The organism is Kordia periserrulae (assembly GCF_003054265.1).
GTDB lineage: Bacteria > Bacteroidota > Bacteroidia > Flavobacteriales > Flavobacteriaceae > Kordia > Kordia periserrulae.
This window is the reverse complement of record NZ_QBKT01000010.1, coordinates 89,277-105,737: the sequence shown is the minus strand read 5'-3', so window position 1 is coordinate 105,737 and position 16,461 is coordinate 89,277. Positions and strand designations below refer to the sequence as shown.

The window sequence follows — 16,461 nt, the reverse complement described above, 5'->3', positions numbered from 1 at the left end:
ATGTAAAACTTAGTGTTAGTTCGATTTTTTTTGAGAAACCTTTCAGCGTGAATGTGTTAAAATACCATCAAATTGCAGCCTCTGATGTCTGAGTGATCAAATCGTCCAATAATTTCGAACGAATTGTCTGTATGTACTTTGCCTAAATCTTGTGTAGCGATGAATGCGCAGGAGTTGATATTTGCCAAATCAATCACATTGATGCCGCCCGATTTTCCGTTGGGTTGAATGGTTAATGCATCTTCTGGATCGCGCGTATAGATTTTCATCCACGGCGGTGTTTGAAAGACACCATTTCCTTTGGAATAGCCTTGTGAAAGTAGTTCGGTCATTCCGTATTCGGAGTGAATTTTGGATACGCCAAAACCGTTGCAAAGCTGTTGGTGTAGTTCTTCTCGAATCATTTCTTTGCGGCGACCTTTCATGCCACCTGTTTCCATAACAATGGTGTTTTTGAGTTGAAATTGAGTCGTTTCAATCAAATCTAATAAAGCAAACGAAACACCGATGAGGAGCACTTTTTTTCCAGCCCTATCTAGTTGAATGAGTTTTTCTGCCAAAGCTTTTAAATCGTGCAAATAAAAGCCACTTTCAGACTGTTTACTGCGTTGTATTAAATCGTTTACCATATAGACTAATGACGAACCTTTTCGCTCTAAATAATTCGGTAACAACGCTAACACGACATACTCTTCAATGTTTCCATAGAAATGTGCAAATCCGTTGCGATAGCTTTTCTCGTAGATAGCAATATCTGTCACATGATGTTTGCTCGTGATGCTTCCTGTGGTTCCTGAACTCGTAAATGTTTCTTGGACAGGATTACGATTGGAAACTATTTTGTGTGATTTAAAGAATTGAATCGGCAAAAACGGAATGTCTTCAATGTTGCGCACATCACTTGGATGCACATATAATAAATCGCAAAACGAACGATATACACTGTTATTTTCAAATTGATGCTGAAACGTTTGAAACGCAGCAGTTTCAAAAGAAGCTTCATTATGTATGTTGAAAATTGTATTGATGTCCATTTGTGAGTGCAAATTCTGTGGCAAAAGTACTTAAAAACATCTTTTTGCCAAGATGAGTTCAATAAAAAAAAGCATCTTGAAAACTCAAGATGCTTTTTGGTATGTTGTGAAAGAGGTATCTCTTATTTGATAACTAATTTCTTAGTGGCTGATTTACCATTTTCAGTAATTCTTACTACGTAGATTCCTGTTTGTAATTCAGCAACATTTAGGGTGTTTGTAATCGTAGTGTTGATTACTTGCTTTCCTAAGATGCTATACACTTGTACTTCTTTTGTGCTGTTTGAAGCTGAAGTAATGGTTACTGTAGTTCCGTTAACAGGGTTTGGATACATGCTAAACGAAGTTGTATCAAACTCGTCGTTGCTTAATGTAGTGTCAATATCAGCAGCGTATCTTGGTAATATTTGGTATGTTCCGTTGAATTCTCCACCTAAACCAATAATGTCAACAGCTACCGCTGGAATTGTTGTTCCGATTAAATCCTCATCACCGAAAGATACTCTACATACAGTTGAATCTGTTCCGCCATCTGTAGTTACCGTGTAGTTTGTATTATCTGAAAACATTCCCATATCAGCGAATGTTACATTTAACAATCGGATTAATCTACTTTCGTAAACTTCACCGTTTGTAGCCAATTCGTTCGCTGTTACGTATAATGGTGTTAATGAGTTTCCAGTTGAAGAAGCTCCAGGTACGTTTGCAATTGGCACAAATTGTAATACTCCAGAGAATGAAGATAATTGTCCTTGTAATCCGAAGATTCCGTCACCAATGTTTAATGGTGCGCTTAATGTTCCAGCTGTATCATCGATTAAGATCCCAGCACCAGCATCTTGGATGTATTTTTGGTTTCTTGTGTTTTCTGTTACGATGTATGAAATGATAGCTTCATTATTTAATTCGTAATATTCACCTTCTGTTCCTGCGCGTAATTCTGTAATGTTATTTACAGTAGTAATATTTGCTACAGAGAATGAAACCATTTTAGTATCTACAACCATACCGCCTTCTAATAACTCAACAGTTACGTCATACGTTCCTCCATTTGTAGTTGGAATTGCGTAAGGACTTGTAACGTCAGCATCAGTAGCGCCCATGTTTACTGTAACATTTACTTGGTTTCCAGCGATCATTAAATCGATGTTTTGTGCAACAAATTCAACGTCAACAGAAGTTGTTCCAGGTGCGAATACGTTGTTGTCTGTTGGAGCAGTAAGCGTTAAAGATGGAGACGCAGCACCTTCAAAAACTGAAATATCGTCTAAGAAGAATTGCTCTGCACTAGCATTGATAAGTGCTTGTACTCTAATTTGTAATGTACTTCCTGAGATTCCACTTTGAGAGATTGTTTCTACAGTTCCCCAATCAACACCACCTTTTTCTCCGAAAATTGTAGTTGTTGCATCTCCAAGTCCGTTCCAGTCAGCAATTAAAGTAAAAGGACCTCCATCAACACTGTAATATACATTGTAGAAATCACTTGTTTCAAATCCTCCAGCATTGTTTGAAGCTGTTAATTGAAATGTTACAGGGCTTGTTGCTGCTGAAATGTTAATTAATTCAGATTCCCAAGTAACTCCTCCTGCACCATCAGTATCTCTAAAAGTAAATACACCACCAACAGTTTTAGCAAAGTCTGAAGAATTAAATAAACCTGAATTCGTAGCATCTAAAGTCCAAGTTACGCCTCCTGGGTAATCACCAATATTTGCGACACCACCAGCGCCATCTCCTTCAATTCCTGTATTTTCTGCATACGAACCAAAATCTTCACTCCATATTTGTCCAAAAGAGATAGAAGATATTAGCAATGCAATTAGTAAAAAGTAGTTTTTGTTCATACGTTAATGTTTTAACCATTCATAAATTTATGGTACAAATATACAAAAGAAGCCGAACTATGGAAGTAAGCTTACGTATTTGTGCGCTGTTTTAACCATTTGATAACAAAAGTATTATTCTGCCATAAACAAAAAAACGCCTTCGTTAAGAAGACGTTTTTCCGTATGATTAGTATACTGTTGTGCAATTAGTTTCCAACTGTCCAACCAGCTCCCCAAGAAGCGAAGTCAGTTCCTGTACCGTTTCCGTCACCAGAAATTAAGTCAGCTTCTGTAAACATGATTCCTGTATCGTTTTTAACTTTTACATTGATATCGATAAAAGTAATGTCAGTAACTTGAGTTTCTCCACTTACAACACCTTCTCCTGTTGGGTGATCAGCAGGAACAACTGGATCCGTATCTAAATCAAAACCTTCGTTGTATCCTTCTAATACTACGTTGTTGAACATAGCTCTTGTTCCAGCTCTTAAACGAACAGCTTCGCTACTGTTAGCAGAACCTAATCCGATGATGGTAAGGTTGTTTACAGTTGGCGCAGAGAAATAGATTGGGTTTGAGTTGTTTCCGATATCTGTGTTGAAACCGTCAGCTTCAATTCCTTTATCGTGATCAGCTCCGTGTTTAACGTAAGCGTTTGTGATAGTTCCTGTATACCCTTCTGTCCAGTCGATAGAATCATCTTGCGCTCCAATAACTGCTGCAAAGTCAACATCTACAGTTCCACCAAAGAACTCAATTCCGTCATCTTTTCCTTCAAATACTTGAACATACTCAACAATAGTTCCGTTTCCAACTCCGTAGAAAGAGATTCCGTTGTTTTCTGACTGTCCATCAGCAGATCCTCCTGAGTACTGTACACGTACATAACGTAAGGTACCTGAGTTATCAGCAGCATCCGTTCCACCGTAAGGTAAACTAGCGATTTCAGAAGTAGAAGTTGCAGTACCAGAAACAGAGTTTACAGGCGCATCTCCTAATAAGATTAATCCTCCCCAGTCTCCAGCAGCTGGTGCAGAAGCATCAGAAGTAAATACGATTGGGTTGTCTGCAGTACCGATAGCTTCAATTTGAGCTCCCACAGAGATAGCAATATAAACGTCAGATCCAGCAGCTAATGCTTCTACAGTCATACCTGCAGGTACACGTAATGTAGTTCCAGCAGCCATGATTAATGATCCGTTTACTTTGTATGTATTGTTAGCATCTAATTCTAAATCTTCTGTATATGTTCCTGATAAGAAGATAGTTTGTCCACCAGTACTTCCTCCGCCTGGGTTTGTTGTTGTGTTGTTCACTACACTGTTATCAGTAATGTTGATATCAGCAGTGTCGTCTGATGCACATGAAGTCATAGCTAGAGCTCCTAAAAGTGCAAATCCAAATAATATACGATTTTTCATTGTGTTTGTGTTTTTAATAGTAATCTTTAAGTTTGTTTTTGTTAAAATTTGTATTTCAGTTGTAATCCAATATTTCGTCCTCTATCGTAACCTGAAACTCCTTTTCCGTTGGTTGAAGTAACAAGTACATCTCCACCTGAGGTTTCACGAATAAATTTGACATCTGGATTTAATATGTTTCGTACGCTAAAGTTGATTTCGAAGTTTTCTGTGATGCTGTTTTTTAAGATAAAATCTAAGGTTGGAACTGATTTTTCTATAATGTTTCCTAACTGTCCTGAACCTAATGCGTCAATACGGTCTGCGAAGTATGAGAATACTAAGTTTCCAGTTGGCTTGTAGTTTCCGAAGGTAGGCGAGTAGCTTACGTCTGCATTGACAATGAACGGTGATGCTCCTTGTAATTGTTCTGTAGTTTCGCTAAAACTTACACTATAAGTTCCTTGAATAACATCGTATAAATCTTGCTCCGTGTGCATCAACGTAGTGTTAATTCCAAAGCCTAATAAGTTGTTATCATCAGCATCTTTTAAGATGTTTTTTCTAAATTCTAATTCCAATCCGTACACTTCGGCAGTTTCTCCAGTTCTAAAGTAACGTTGTGTTCCTGTAGCATCAAAAGCAACTACTCGGTTTACTGGGTCAGAGATTCGTTTTGCGAAAGCGGATACAGAGAAAATTTCTCCTTTACCAAAAAACCATTCGTATTTTAAGTCTAAGTTCAATACATCTGAGTATGCTACATCACTTACGTTGATGAAGTTTGGATTTGTAGAACCTAATAAATCAGGGTTACCACCAACTCTGTTGGTTACATCAATATATACGAAAGGAGCTGTTTCTTTAAATTCAGGTAACGATACTGTTCTACTCGCTGCCAAACGTAAGTTTTGCTCTTCGTTCAATTCGTATTTGATGTTTAAACTTGGTAAAATAAAGTTTTCGTTAGCGCTTGCTGTAGCATTTCCACTGTTTCCTAAGTTGATAACGTCATACGCAATACTTTGGTCAAATGCTTCGAATCTGATTCCAGGAACAATTAACCATTTTCCAGTTTGGATTTCTGCATCTACATACCCAGCAAAAATGTCTAAGTTACCTTTGTATGTGTTTTCTGGAAGTCCAGGACGGTTTACATTTGATAGTCCAGGAATAGTATTAATTACTCTAATTTCATAAATACCATCTCCAGAAGTTAAATTGATATTGTTTGGACTAAATACTGCATCAAAATTATTAACATCTGTTACTTGGAAGTCAGAATCAATGATGTCATATCCATAACGAATGTTTTCAAAATTACGCTCTTTCGCTCTTGCGTTGTAACCAAAATTCAATTTTAAATTTTCGTTTGCTTCGTATTCTAAGTTCAAACGTCCATTAAATTCTGAATCGTCAATATCTTGAAAATAACGTTGGTTGTCAAAAACAATGTTACTGTAGAATGTCGGATTTGTACTTGGGTCATTATCTAATGCAAATTGATAATTTTCAAGCGTAATACGGCGACGGTCTGGTTGCTTTGCTACTACAAAGTTGTAACCTGCTGCCCAGTCAATTTCAAACTTACCAGATTTGTGTGTTCCCATCAATTGGTTTACATACACTTGGTTTTGGTCAAATTGTGCGTTCATTTGGTAAAAACCTTCGTCTGTGTTTAAAATCGCATCACGATCACGACCTGTTCCGTCGATACCAAAATATCCAACTTCGTTGGTAGAACTATTGATGAATAAGGAGTTGAACTTTAATTTGTTATCATCATTAATTTTGTAGCTTACAGTTCCCATTGCCGTTGTGGTAGTACTGTATTCAAATTCTTCCGCATCTTTAAATGTTTTCTTTTCAACCGTAGTAAAGTCTGTTGCTTCACCTCTACGATATTCGTATCCGTTTTCAAAAGAAACCGTTCCAAAAACACTCAAGCGAGAATCATTTCCAAAGGTCCACGATTTTCCTCCAGCAATTCCAAAATTGGTATTAATTGGAGCACTTACTGCTTCAGGGTCTATTCCATGAGATAAAACTACAGCAAACGGATTTTGATTGTGTCGCGCATAATCTCCAAAATATCCTGAACCTTCACTCACTACAAAATCTTCATTAATGGCGTTTGTGTTGATGCTCGATCCTGTAAAGGCTTCAATAAACCCTTCTCCTCTATATTCTTTAGAATTAATGTTTACATTACCCGCGGCAAAGTCACCATACTGTTTTCCAGAATAGGCTTTGCTAATTGATACATTTTCAATAACATCTGTTGCAAACAAGCCTAATGAAATATTTTTCTTTTCAATATTGTTTGATGGCAATGGCAATCCATTAAATGTAGTATTTAAGTAACGGTCACCCATTCCACGTACATATACATTGCTAGAACCTTCTTGGCGCGAAACTCCTGAAATTTTTGAAACTGCACCAGCGGCATCACCCACACCTTTACGTGCCAATTCTTCCGCTCCAATAATTTGTTTGATATCTTTCGACTTCTTTTGCTCTAATAAAGTAGCTGCTTCCGAAACTTTTCTAGTAGTGGCTGTAATGACAATTGCGTCTAACGCAGCAGCATTTACAGATAAAATAACATCTACATTTGTAATTTTTCCTGGATTTACAACTACATTCTCAACTTCTTGAGTTTTGTAACCTACGAAACTGAATACTAACGTGTACGTTCCTGGAGCTACTTCTGGTATTTGATATAAACCATCCAAATCAGATGTTGTTCCTTTAGAAGTACCTTTGATAGAAATATTCGCAAAAGGTAATGGAGCATTGTTTTCTTCTTTATCTTGCACTTTACCAACGATAGAACCGTTTTGTGCATTCCCTATCAAAACGAAAGTAAATAATAGGAATATCGTAAATGTAATTTTTTGTTTCATCTAGTTTTTATTTCACAGCGCAAAGAAATGACCAACGTGTAAAGATGGTGTTACTTGCAGGTTAAACCTTTGTAATATGTATGTTAGCTTAACGTTATCATATTAAATGAGTGTTAATCACTTTCAATAATTAATTTTATCTTTACTTTTGCGAAGTAATATGTAGTGTGAATTATGCGTAATAATTACGAAATCAACTACTTAAACAAACAACACACTCAAATGAAAAAAAAGGACATCAAAATTTTATTGGTCGATGACGAGCCAGATATTTTAGAAATTGTCGGTTACAATTTATCTTCAGAAGGCTATCAATTAACAACTGCCAATAATGGTATAGATGCTATTGCCAAAGCCAAAAAAATAAAACCGCATTTAATCATCATGGACGTTATGATGCCAGAAATGGACGGAATTGAAGCCTGTGAAAATATTCGAAAAGATAGCAACTTAGCAAATACCATCATTACCTTTTTAACGGCGAGAGGCGAAGATTATTCGCAAGTAGCTGGTTTTGATGCTGGAGCCGATGATTATATCACGAAACCTATCAAACCAAAAGTATTGGTAAGTAAAGTAAAAGCATTGTTGCGTAGGCTCAAAGAAGATGATGAAAACGAACAAATTGTGACCGTTGGAGACATCGTCATCAATCGTGAAGAATATAAAATTGTAAAAGACGGTACCGAAATCATTCTGCCAAGAAAAGAATTTGAACTATTGTCTTTGTTAGCATCACGACCTGGAAAAGTATTCAAAAGAGAAGAAATTCTAGACAAAGTTTGGGGAAATGAAGTCATTGTTGGCGGACGTACCATTGACGTTCATATTCGTAAATTGCGTGAAAAAATTGGTGAAAATCAATTTAAAACTGTTAAAGGTGTTGGGTACAAGTATGTACAATAAAACATGACCAGAAAACTCAGAAAATCATATCGTTTTGCGCTGCGCTCTTCGTTGTACATTACCTTATTTACAACGACTATTTTGGAAGCATTGCTGTTCTTTTTTAAAATAGAAAGCTACATTATTGTACCCATTCTATTTTTCATCACCAGTTTTGCGTTTTGCTTCTTCATCATTCAATACCGCGTGGAGCGATTCATCTATAAAAGAGTTAAAAAAATATACGACGATGTGACGTTGTTGGATATTCGCGACTTTCAAAATTATCCGATTACAACAGACATGGCAACACTAACTAAAGAAATAGAGAAGTTTGCCACGAACAAAAAACTGGAAATTGAAACCTTAAAAATTCGTGAAAACTACCGAAAAGAATTTATCGGAAATGTATCGCACGAATTAAAAACGCCCTTATTTACCGTGCAAGGCTATATTTTAACCTTGTTGGATGGTGCGATGGAAGACAAAAATATTCGTAAAAAATACCTAAATCGCGCAGGAAAAGGTGTCGAACGCTTGATTTACATCGTGAAAGATTTGGACATGATTACGCGACTAGAAGCGGGCGATTTAAACTTGCATATTGAAAAATTTGACATTATCGAATTGGTGCAAAATGTGTTCGATTTGCTCGAAATGAAAGCGGCAAAAAAGCAAATTTCCTTAGCGTTTGATATGAATTATACCAAACCTATCATGGTTTCTGCCGATAAAGAACGCATTCAGCAAGTATTGACCAATTTGATTGTAAACTCTGTCAAATACGGGCGCGAAAAAGGAACTACGGAAATCAGCGTTGAAAATCTGATTCGAAACAAAGTCATTGTCCGTGTTACGGATAACGGAGAAGGAATTGAAAAAGAAAACATTCCGCGTTTGTTTGAACGTTTTTATCGTGTAGACAAAAGCCGCACGCGTAAAGAAGGCGGTTCAGGTTTGGGACTTTCCATTGTAAAACACATCATTGAAGCGCACAACGAAAAAATTTACGTGGAAAGTGAATACGGTGTAGGTTCAGAATTTTCATTTACGCTGGAAAAGGCGGAATAATTCGGTGTAATCTTCTTCATAATCAATCTGGCGTAAGCCTTTAAAATCGGCAACCCGTTTTAGTTGATCAATTGAAAAATCGTCTTGTGTCGCCATCGGAACCAATTGTTGCTTCTGTAAACGTTTTGCCAAATACTCTTGCTCAAACTGTCCTGGTGTGGGAATAAAAAATGCTTTCTTTTGCAACTTTGCCAAATCCATCACTGTGGTATAACCAGAGCGAGAAAGCACTAAGGCACTTTCGTTAAAGGCTTTTTCGAGCGCGTCACTTTGCATAAAATTGAACACCTCACAATTCAAAAACTGAAACTGTTCTTGTTTGGCTTCAATTTTTCCACGAACAAACAATACCTTGCCGTCAAAATGCTTCACTTCCTCAAACAACTTTTCTTCAAGCATGGTACGTTGCGGTTCTGGTCCGGACAAAATCACCATCAAATCATACACAGTTGGCAACTCTTGAAACTGCAATCGACTCAGTGGACCAATATATTTTAGCGTGAGCGAATGTTTCTTTAAATGTCCTAATTTGCCTGAAAGATTCGGTTTTCCAGCAACATCCGGCACCCAACATTCGTCAAACTTCTTAATAATAGATTGATGAATTTTGCTGCTAAGCCATGTTGTGGCACCACTCAGTACATTCAATTGATGCGTTATAAACACCGAAGGCACTTTTTTGTGATACACGCCTAGTCGATTATCTGAGATGATTCCTGCAAAATCACGTTCTTTCACGAGTTTTTTAATGATTTTTTTCTCTTTCGAAATCGCTTTGAGCATTTTGGGCGAATCTTTCAGCATTTTCAGCTTAAAATTCTTGCCTTTTTTAGCATATTCAATCTGATAATCGGGTAAAAGAATCGTTTCCAATTCAGGAAATTCTTTTTGCAACAATTGAAGCGCGATACCATCCGAAGCAATTACAGGTGTAAAATTTTCAGCTAGTAAACCACGAATAATCGGAATGCATCGCGTGGCGTGTCCCAAACCCCAATTCAGCGGTGCTACCAAAACAGTTTTCGAATTCTTCATAAAATCAAAGATAAGAATATAAAAAGGTCTGCAAGATTTCCTTAGTTTTGTCAAAATATTAAGAAACTATTGTGGGAAGTAAAAACAAACTCAAACGCTTCAGAGAAAACGATACTTTTGCGAATGTACTACAGCCAACACGCGAAGAAATCGTCAATAAAAATTTTCCCTACAAAGGAAAATGGAATCAAGATTTCTTTAAAAATGATGCACCAATTGTACTCGAATTGGGTTGTGGAAAAGGCGAATACAGCGTGGCATTGGCGCGTAAATTTCCAAACAAAAACTTTATCGGAATCGACATTAAAGGGGCGCGCTTTTGGCGTGGAGCAAAAACGGCCATTGAAGAAAATATGAATAATGTAGCGTTCATTCGAACACAAATAGAATTGATTGAAGGTTTGTTTGCCGAAAATGAAGTTTCTGAAATTTGGATTACCTTTCCCGATCCGCAAATCAAATACAAACGTACCAAACACCGATTGACCAACGAAGCCTTTTTAGCGCGTTACAAAAAAATTCTCAATTCGGAAGGAACCGTACATTTAAAAACCGACAGCGAATTTATGCACGGTTATACATTAGGATTGTTGCATGGCGCGGGACACGAAGTGTTATACGCCAATCACGATGTGTACAAAAATGAGGGAAGTCCGGCGGAAGTCACTGAAATACAAACATTTTACGAGTCACAATATTTGGAAGTAAACAAAGCAATTACTTATATTCACTTCAAAATTAAGTAATGACCGATTTCATTATTCTCTTTTTTATCACCTTTTCGGCGGCACTTTTAGGTGTGGTTCCTCCGGGATTAATCAACATTACCGCTGCTAAAATCAGTACGCAAAAAGGGAAAATGAACGGTATTATCTTCGCTATCGGAGCTTCTATTGTTGTATTTATTCAGGCAATCATTGCCGTGATGATTTCCAAATATCTCTATCACAATCAACAAATTATAGAAGTTTTAGAAAAAGCAGCTGTTGTTATTTTTGGTTTATTAGCCATCTATTTTTTCATTGTCGCACGGAAAAAAACAAAAAAGAAAAAACGCATCCGAATGGTCAAAGTGAGCAAAAAAGGAAGTTTCTTTAAAGGAATTTTCTTAGCAATGCTCAATGTGTTGCCAATTCCGTATTTTATTGGTTTAAATGCACTCTGGCGCGCGTCAGACTTGATGGAATTTACGGTTGTAGACATCATTACATTTGTGTTAGGAACAGGATTTGGAACCTTTGCCATGCTGTATATGTATGTATTTTACTTTAACAAATCGCAGTCAAAATCGGGTAACTTTTCCAAATATTCCGATCATATTCTCAGTGGACTGATGTTGGTTTTAGTGATTGTGACACTCATTCGAATCTTTTACAAACCTGATGTGGTATGAAGCCAGAAAATCAAAACTTCTTTGAACGTGTGTATGAAGTGGCGCGTTTAATTCCGTACGGAAAAGTGACAAGTTACGGAGCTATTGCCAAATATTTAGGCGCAGCCAGAAGTGCCAGAATGGTCGGTTGGGCAATGAATGGCGCAGGAAAATACGAAGATATCGCCGCACATAGAGTCGTCAACAGAAAAGGATTGCTCACAGGAAAACATCATTTTCAAGGAACCAATTTAATGCAACAACTGCTCGAAAGCGAAGGTGTAGAAGTCATCGACAATCAAATTCAAAACTTAGAAAAATACTTTTGGGATCCGTCTAAAGAACTTTTATAGTGTAGCAATTTTTTAATGTAGCAATGTAGCGATTAGTTTCCACATAGCGCGTACGTTGAATGTTCTCTCACAAACAAATCGACAAAAAACGAATAACAAAATTTAAAATGTAAAACAGCAAAATGTAAAATGATAAAGTATTTTTGCTAACACCTAACACCTAACACCTAACACCTAACACCTAACACCCAACACCCAACACCCAACACCCAACACCCAACACCCAACACCCAACACCCAACACCCAACACCCAAAATAACCTATCCAAATCATACAATAAATCATTTCAATACAAGGACTTCACTTTCTAAACATTTCGCTGTATCTTTGCAATTTAGAATCAATTTACATTAAGTGTCTATATCATCGCTTTTTAAATTGAACAACACAAAAAATAACACTGTGAAAATACAAAAGAAAGATATACAAGCAGCATTAAGTACCATTACTGTTCCAGGCGAAGGCGCCAATATGATTGCAAGCGGCGCTGTACGAAACATCATGACATTTGCAGACGAAATTGTAGTAGATATTGTCATCACAAATCCAGCATTGCAAGCCAAGAAAAAAGTGGAAGCTGAAATTACCTCAGTATTGCGCGATAAAGTGTATGCAGATGCAAAAGTCAAAGTCAACGTAAAAGTTGAGCGACCAGAAAAGCCAGAAATTAAAGGAAAACAACTGCCAAATATCAAAAATATCATTGCAGTCGCTTCTGGAAAAGGTGGCGTTGGAAAATCTACTATCACAGCGAATTTGGCGGTAACCTTAGCAGGAATGGGCTTTAAAGTAGGTGTGTTGGATGCAGATATTTATGGACCATCGATGCCAATTATGTTTGATGTAGAAGGCGAAAAGCCACTAGCGGTTCGTGTTGATGGTGTTTCAAAAATGAAACCTGTAGAAAGTTACGGAGTTAAAATTCTGTCTATCGGATTCTTCACAAAACCTAATCAAGCAGTGGTTTGGCGTGGACCAATGGCGAGCAAAGCACTAAACCAAATGATTTTTGATGCCGATTGGGGCGAATTGGACTTTTTACTGTTAGACTTGCCTCCAGGTACGGGCGACATTCACTTAAGCATCATGCAATCGTTACCAATAACAGGAGCTGTAGTCGTAAGTACACCGCAAAATGTAGCCTTGGCAGATGCCAAAAAAGGAGTGGCAATGTTTCAACAAGAAAGCATAAATGTTCCAGTATTGGGAATTATAGAAAATATGGCGTACTTTACTCCTGAAGAATTGCCAAACAATAAATATTACATCTTCGGAAAAGAAGGTGCTAAAAACCTAGCAGAAGATATCAGTGTACCATTTTTGGGAGAAATTCCATTGGTGCAAAGCATTCGTGAAGCTGGAGATGTGGGAAGACCTGCGGCAATGCAAACAGCTACAATTATTGAGGCAGCTTTTGAAAAACTGACACAAAATGTAGTGCAAGAAGTGGTAAACAGAAACGAAAGTTTACCTGCTACAGAAGTAATAAAAATTACAACAATGGCTGGATGTTCAGCTGTCAAAAAATAATCTCGTAAACACGATATACATGACAACCGAAGAAATAAAAGACAACGTAGAAAAGGCGTTAGCGGAAATTCGTCCTTTTTTACAAAGCGACGGTGGCGATATCAAACTTGTAGAAATTGAAAACGATACACTTGTAAAAGTACAACTAGAAGGTGCTTGCGCAGGCTGTAGCGTAAATCAAATGACCTTAAAGTCTGGTGTTGAAATGACGATAAAAAAACATGTGCCACAAATTGAAAAAGTAATAAGCGTAGACTAAACTGACAAAAGTCATAAAATGTCGTGCCAAAGCATGTTATTTTTACTGTGGAATAATTAGAAAAAGAAAATGATTAAGACCGATATACTTATTATTGGAGCTGGTCCTACGGGACTTTTTACTGTGTTTGAAGCAGGATTATTAAAATTAAAATGTCACTTAATAGACGCGTTGCCGCAACCTGGCGGACAGTGCGCGGAAATCTACCCAAAAAAACCCATCTACGATATTCCTGGATATCCAGAAGTATTGGCGGGCGATTTGGTTGATAATTTAATGAAACAAATAGCGCCGTTTGAACCAACATTTACTTTGGGAGAACGTGCTGAAACTATTGAAAAACTGGATGACGGAACGTTCATCGTAACTACGAATAAAGGCACAAAACATCATGCGCCAATTGTTGCCATTGCGGGCGGATTGGGAAGTTTTGAGCCAAGAAAACCACCAATTCAAAACTTAGCAAATTACGAAGACAAAGGTGTCGAATATATCATTCGTGACCCAGAAATGTATCGTGATAAAAAAGTCGTAATTGCAGGTGGTGGCGATTCTGCGCTCGATTGGAGCATCTTTTTAACAGACGTGGCTTCGGAAGTAACATTGGTTCATAGACGAAATGAATTTCGCGGCGCGTTAGATTCTGTTGAAAAAGTACAAGAACTCAAAAACTTAGGGAAAATCAACTTGATTACACCTGCGGAAATCACGGCGATTCACGGAGAAAACCATGTAACTGGTGTTGAGGTAACTAAAAAGGGAGAAACGCCAATTACGTTAGAAACAGACCATTTTATTCCACTATTCGGATTGGCACCAAAACTGGGGCCGATTGCCGATTGGGGATTGGAAATTGAGAAAAACGCTATCAAAGTAGACAATACGTTAGACTATCAAACCAACATTCCTGGGATTTACGCCATTGGTGATGTAAACACCTATCCAGGGAAGTTAAAATTGATTCTCTGTGGATTTCATGAAGCAACGTTAATGTGTCAAAGTGCGTATCAGCGTATTTTTCCAGATAAAAAATATGTCATGAAATACACTACGGTAAGTGGAATTGACGGTTTCGACGGCACACGAAAAGAAGCGCCAAAAGCCGTTGTGAAAGCGATAAATTAATTTCGGCATAAAATTCTTTTATAATTTTGCTCAATTACCTAAGTTTGAACTTAGAAACGTCAGTTCGAGTGATTTTTAAGCGTAGCGAAAAAATAGTATCGAGAACAGCTCTGAAACAAAAATCATAAATCTACAATCGTAAATCGTAAATCGTAAATCGTACATCAAAAATGTCAGCAGACATCAACATAAAAATAACAGATCGTGATGGCGTTACACATGAAGTCGTAGCGCCAACTGATATGGCAATGAACTTAATGGAAGTCGTACGCTCGTACGAACTCGCTCCTGAAGGAACTATCGGAATTTGTGGTGGTATGGCAATGTGTGCTTCCTGTCAGTGTTATGTACATTCTGACCACGAATTGCCCGAAATGAGCGTTGATGAAGACATGATGCTTGCCGAAGCGTTTCATGTAGAAGACAACAGCCGCTTAGGTTGCCAAATTCAAATGACACCTGAGTTGGATGGTTTGGAAGTGGAGTTGGCGCCTGAGGGTTAAATCGATATGATATGTGAATTCCAATGCGTCACTTCGAGTGAAATCTTGAAAAGATTTTGTATCGAGAAGTGCTATGAAGTTATTCAGCATAAAAGAGTTTCATCACAAAAAAAACTAAAAAATTATGCGACACCGAATCATGTTCAGCGTGACGCACAAATCAAACTACGAAAAACAAACAACGAACAACGAACAACCAGCAACTAAAAACCCAATTCCTCCAAAACAAATGTTTCACAAAACGCTTTTATCTGTACTCTCGTTTTCTTAAAGGCATTAAAAATTTGTTCTTCCGAACCTTTTACTTTAGAAGGATCTGCAAAATTTTGATGAATGCGTTTGGCGTTTTTACTGGGAATAAAAGGACAGTTTTCTTGGGCATGATCGCATACCGTAATGATGTAATCAAAGTCAATATGTTCATAATCAGAAACGAGGTTGGACGTGTTGTTCGAAATATCAATTCCGTCCAACTTCATAATGGCAATGGCTTTCGGATTGACGCCATGTGCTTCAATTCCAGCGCTGAATATGTTAGCGTTGCCTTTGGTGAAATGTGTCAAATATCCATCTGCCATTTGGCTACGACAAGAGTTTCCAGTACAAAGTACAAGAATATTTTTCATAATGTATGGTAGGTTGTTATAATGATAAAACAGTCCATTTTAAAATAAAATACACTGTTCAAGTTTATAAAATTAAACCAGCAGAAGGATTTTCGTAGTTTTTAAATGTTAAATTACTATAATTTAACATTTCACTATAAAAATGTGCTAAAAAAATGGAGTTATTTCTGGCAGTTGACCTGTATTTTTACGAAAAAATCATTGATTTTACGGCGATATTGGTTTAAAACGTCCAAATCGATAGCGTAAAAAATATTCTTTCCTTGATGTTTCTGTGTAAGCAGGTGAATTTTCTTAATTTCAGATAGGTGTTGCGAAACTGTCGGTTGCGCCAGTCCTGTAGCTTCTACCAAATCATTACAATTGCAATATTCGTGTTGACTTATGTGTTGAATAATAGCAATTCGGGCAGGATGACCTAACACTTTTGTGATATTTGCAGTTTCGTTTTGATACTCGTCAAAGATGTGATTTTTGGTAATGCCCATAACAAATTGTGATAACGTGATATTACAATAAAGATATAAAAAAA

At 37.2% G+C, this 16,461-nt stretch carries 16 protein-coding genes; 9 read left to right on the top strand and 7 right to left on the bottom strand.

Going from position 1 to position 16,461, the window contains the following annotated elements; genetic code table 11:
* Positions 1-56: 56 nt before the first annotated feature.
* The 4 genes from C8N46_RS17655 to C8N46_RS17640 form a co-directional block, all read right to left on the bottom strand.
* On the bottom strand, positions 57-1,034 hold the full coding sequence (locus C8N46_RS17655) for a LuxE/PaaK family acyltransferase (protein ID WP_108116432.1): 978 nt from the start codon (positions 1,032-1,034) through the stop codon (positions 57-59).
* Positions 1,035-1,156: 122 nt separating this feature from the next.
* Positions 1,157-2,881 carry a T9SS type A sorting domain-containing protein gene (locus C8N46_RS17650; RefSeq protein ID WP_108116431.1) on the bottom strand — a complete coding sequence of 575 codons (1,725 nt, stop codon included), beginning with the start codon at positions 2,879-2,881 and terminating at the stop codon, positions 1,157-1,159.
* Between the two features lie 188 nt (positions 2,882-3,069).
* Positions 3,070-4,284 carry a multidrug transporter gene (locus C8N46_RS17645; RefSeq protein WP_108116430.1) on the bottom strand — a complete coding sequence of 405 codons (1,215 nt, stop codon included), beginning with the start codon at positions 4,282-4,284 and terminating at the stop codon, positions 3,070-3,072.
* 41 nt (positions 4,285-4,325) lie between these two features.
* On the bottom strand, positions 4,326-7,169 hold the full coding sequence (locus tag C8N46_RS17640; RefSeq protein ID WP_108116429.1) for a TonB-dependent receptor: 2,844 nt from the start codon (positions 7,167-7,169) through the stop codon (positions 4,326-4,328).
* Positions 7,170-7,391: 222 nt separating this feature from the next.
* Here C8N46_RS17640 and C8N46_RS17635 point away from each other — a divergent pair, with 222 nt between their 5' ends.
* Together C8N46_RS17635 and C8N46_RS17630 are read left to right on the top strand one after the other, a co-directional pair.
* On the top strand, positions 7,392-8,075 hold the full coding sequence (locus C8N46_RS17635) for a response regulator transcription factor (protein ID WP_108116467.1): 684 nt from the start codon (positions 7,392-7,394) through the stop codon (positions 8,073-8,075).
* A gap of 3 nt (positions 8,076-8,078) precedes the next feature.
* Positions 8,079-9,125: a sensor histidine kinase gene (locus C8N46_RS17630; RefSeq protein ID WP_108116428.1), complete on the top strand. Its 1,047-nt coding sequence runs from the start codon at positions 8,079-8,081 to the stop codon at positions 9,123-9,125.
* Here the strand turns inward: C8N46_RS17630 and C8N46_RS17625 are convergent.
* Positions 9,099-10,160 carry a glycosyltransferase gene (locus tag C8N46_RS17625; protein ID WP_170110100.1) on the bottom strand — a complete coding sequence of 354 codons (1,062 nt, stop codon included), beginning with the start codon at positions 10,158-10,160 and terminating at the stop codon, positions 9,099-9,101. The two genes, C8N46_RS17630 and C8N46_RS17625, sit on opposite strands and share 27 nt — an antisense overlap.
* Positions 10,161-10,231: 71 nt before the next feature.
* Between C8N46_RS17625 and trmB the strand changes: the two genes are divergently transcribed.
* The 7 genes from trmB to C8N46_RS17590 all read left to right on the top strand — a co-directional run bounded on the left by trmB (position 10,232) and on the right by C8N46_RS17590 (position 15,303).
* Positions 10,232-10,906 (top strand): tRNA (guanosine(46)-N7)-methyltransferase TrmB, encoded by a 675-nt coding sequence (trmB, locus tag C8N46_RS17620; RefSeq protein ID WP_108116427.1) that lies wholly within the window; start codon positions 10,232-10,234, stop codon positions 10,904-10,906.
* On the top strand, positions 10,906-11,553 hold the full coding sequence (locus C8N46_RS17615; RefSeq protein WP_108116426.1) for a lysine transporter LysE: 648 nt from the start codon (positions 10,906-10,908) through the stop codon (positions 11,551-11,553). The genes trmB and C8N46_RS17615 overlap by 1 nt, the downstream gene beginning before the upstream one ends.
* Entirely contained in the window at positions 11,550-11,885 is a 336-nt protein-coding gene (locus tag C8N46_RS17610) for an MGMT family protein (RefSeq protein ID WP_108116425.1), read from the top strand. Before C8N46_RS17615 ends, C8N46_RS17610 begins: the two co-directional genes overlap by 4 nt.
* Positions 11,886-12,288: 403 nt before the next feature.
* Positions 12,289-13,416 carry an Mrp/NBP35 family ATP-binding protein gene (locus tag C8N46_RS17605; protein WP_108116465.1) on the top strand — a complete coding sequence of 376 codons (1,128 nt, stop codon included), beginning with the start codon at positions 12,289-12,291 and terminating at the stop codon, positions 13,414-13,416.
* 19 nt (positions 13,417-13,435) lie between these two features.
* Entirely contained in the window at positions 13,436-13,675 is a 240-nt protein-coding gene (locus C8N46_RS17600) for a NifU family protein (RefSeq protein WP_108116424.1), read from the top strand.
* Between the two features lie 69 nt (positions 13,676-13,744).
* Positions 13,745-14,800: an NAD(P)/FAD-dependent oxidoreductase gene (locus tag C8N46_RS17595; RefSeq protein ID WP_108116423.1), complete on the top strand. Its 1,056-nt coding sequence runs from the start codon at positions 13,745-13,747 to the stop codon at positions 14,798-14,800.
* Positions 14,801-14,970: 170 nt separating this feature from the next.
* Positions 14,971-15,303 (top strand): 2Fe-2S iron-sulfur cluster-binding family protein, encoded by a 333-nt coding sequence (locus C8N46_RS17590; protein WP_108116422.1) that lies wholly within the window; start codon positions 14,971-14,973, stop codon positions 15,301-15,303.
* Between the two features lie 203 nt (positions 15,304-15,506).
* Here the strand turns inward: C8N46_RS17590 and C8N46_RS17585 are convergent, their stop codons facing one another.
* The gene (locus C8N46_RS17585; RefSeq protein WP_108116421.1) at positions 15,507-15,929 is read right to left on the bottom strand and encodes an arsenate reductase ArsC; all 423 of its coding nucleotides are present in this window, start codon (positions 15,927-15,929) and stop codon (positions 15,507-15,509) included.
* A gap of 161 nt (positions 15,930-16,090) precedes the next feature.
* Positions 16,091-16,417 (bottom strand): ArsR/SmtB family transcription factor, encoded by a 327-nt coding sequence (locus C8N46_RS17580; protein WP_108116420.1) that lies wholly within the window; start codon positions 16,415-16,417, stop codon positions 16,091-16,093.
* Between the last annotated feature and the right edge of the window lie 44 nt (positions 16,418-16,461).

Coding starts and splice junctions, on each gene's coding strand:
- C8N46_RS17655 (WP_108116432.1), bottom strand. CDS start 1,034: ATGGACATCAATACAATTTTCAACATACATAATGAAGCTTCTTTTGAA.
- C8N46_RS17650 (WP_108116431.1), bottom strand. CDS start 2,881: ATGAACAAAAACTACTTTTTACTAATTGCATTGCTAATATCTTCTATC.
- C8N46_RS17645 (WP_108116430.1), bottom strand. CDS start 4,284: ATGAAAAATCGTATATTATTTGGATTTGCACTTTTAGGAGCTCTAGCT.
- C8N46_RS17640 (WP_108116429.1), bottom strand. CDS start 7,169: ATGAAACAAAAAATTACATTTACGATATTCCTATTATTTACTTTCGTT.
- C8N46_RS17635 (WP_108116467.1), top strand. CDS start 7,392: ATGAAAAAAAAGGACATCAAAATTTTATTGGTCGATGACGAGCCAGAT.
- C8N46_RS17630 (WP_108116428.1), top strand. CDS start 8,079: ATGACCAGAAAACTCAGAAAATCATATCGTTTTGCGCTGCGCTCTTCG.
- C8N46_RS17625 (WP_170110100.1), bottom strand. CDS start 10,160: ATGAAGAATTCGAAAACTGTTTTGGTAGCACCGCTGAATTGGGGTTTG.
- C8N46_RS17615 (WP_108116426.1), top strand. CDS start 10,906: ATGACCGATTTCATTATTCTCTTTTTTATCACCTTTTCGGCGGCACTT.
- C8N46_RS17610 (WP_108116425.1), top strand. CDS start 11,550: ATGAAGCCAGAAAATCAAAACTTCTTTGAACGTGTGTATGAAGTGGCG.
- C8N46_RS17600 (WP_108116424.1), top strand. CDS start 13,436: ATGACAACCGAAGAAATAAAAGACAACGTAGAAAAGGCGTTAGCGGAA.
- C8N46_RS17595 (WP_108116423.1), top strand. CDS start 13,745: ATGATTAAGACCGATATACTTATTATTGGAGCTGGTCCTACGGGACTT.
- C8N46_RS17590 (WP_108116422.1), top strand. CDS start 14,971: ATGTCAGCAGACATCAACATAAAAATAACAGATCGTGATGGCGTTACA.
- C8N46_RS17585 (WP_108116421.1), bottom strand. CDS start 15,929: ATGAAAAATATTCTTGTACTTTGTACTGGAAACTCTTGTCGTAGCCAA.
- C8N46_RS17580 (WP_108116420.1), bottom strand. CDS start 16,417: ATGGGCATTACCAAAAATCACATCTTTGACGAGTATCAAAACGAAACT.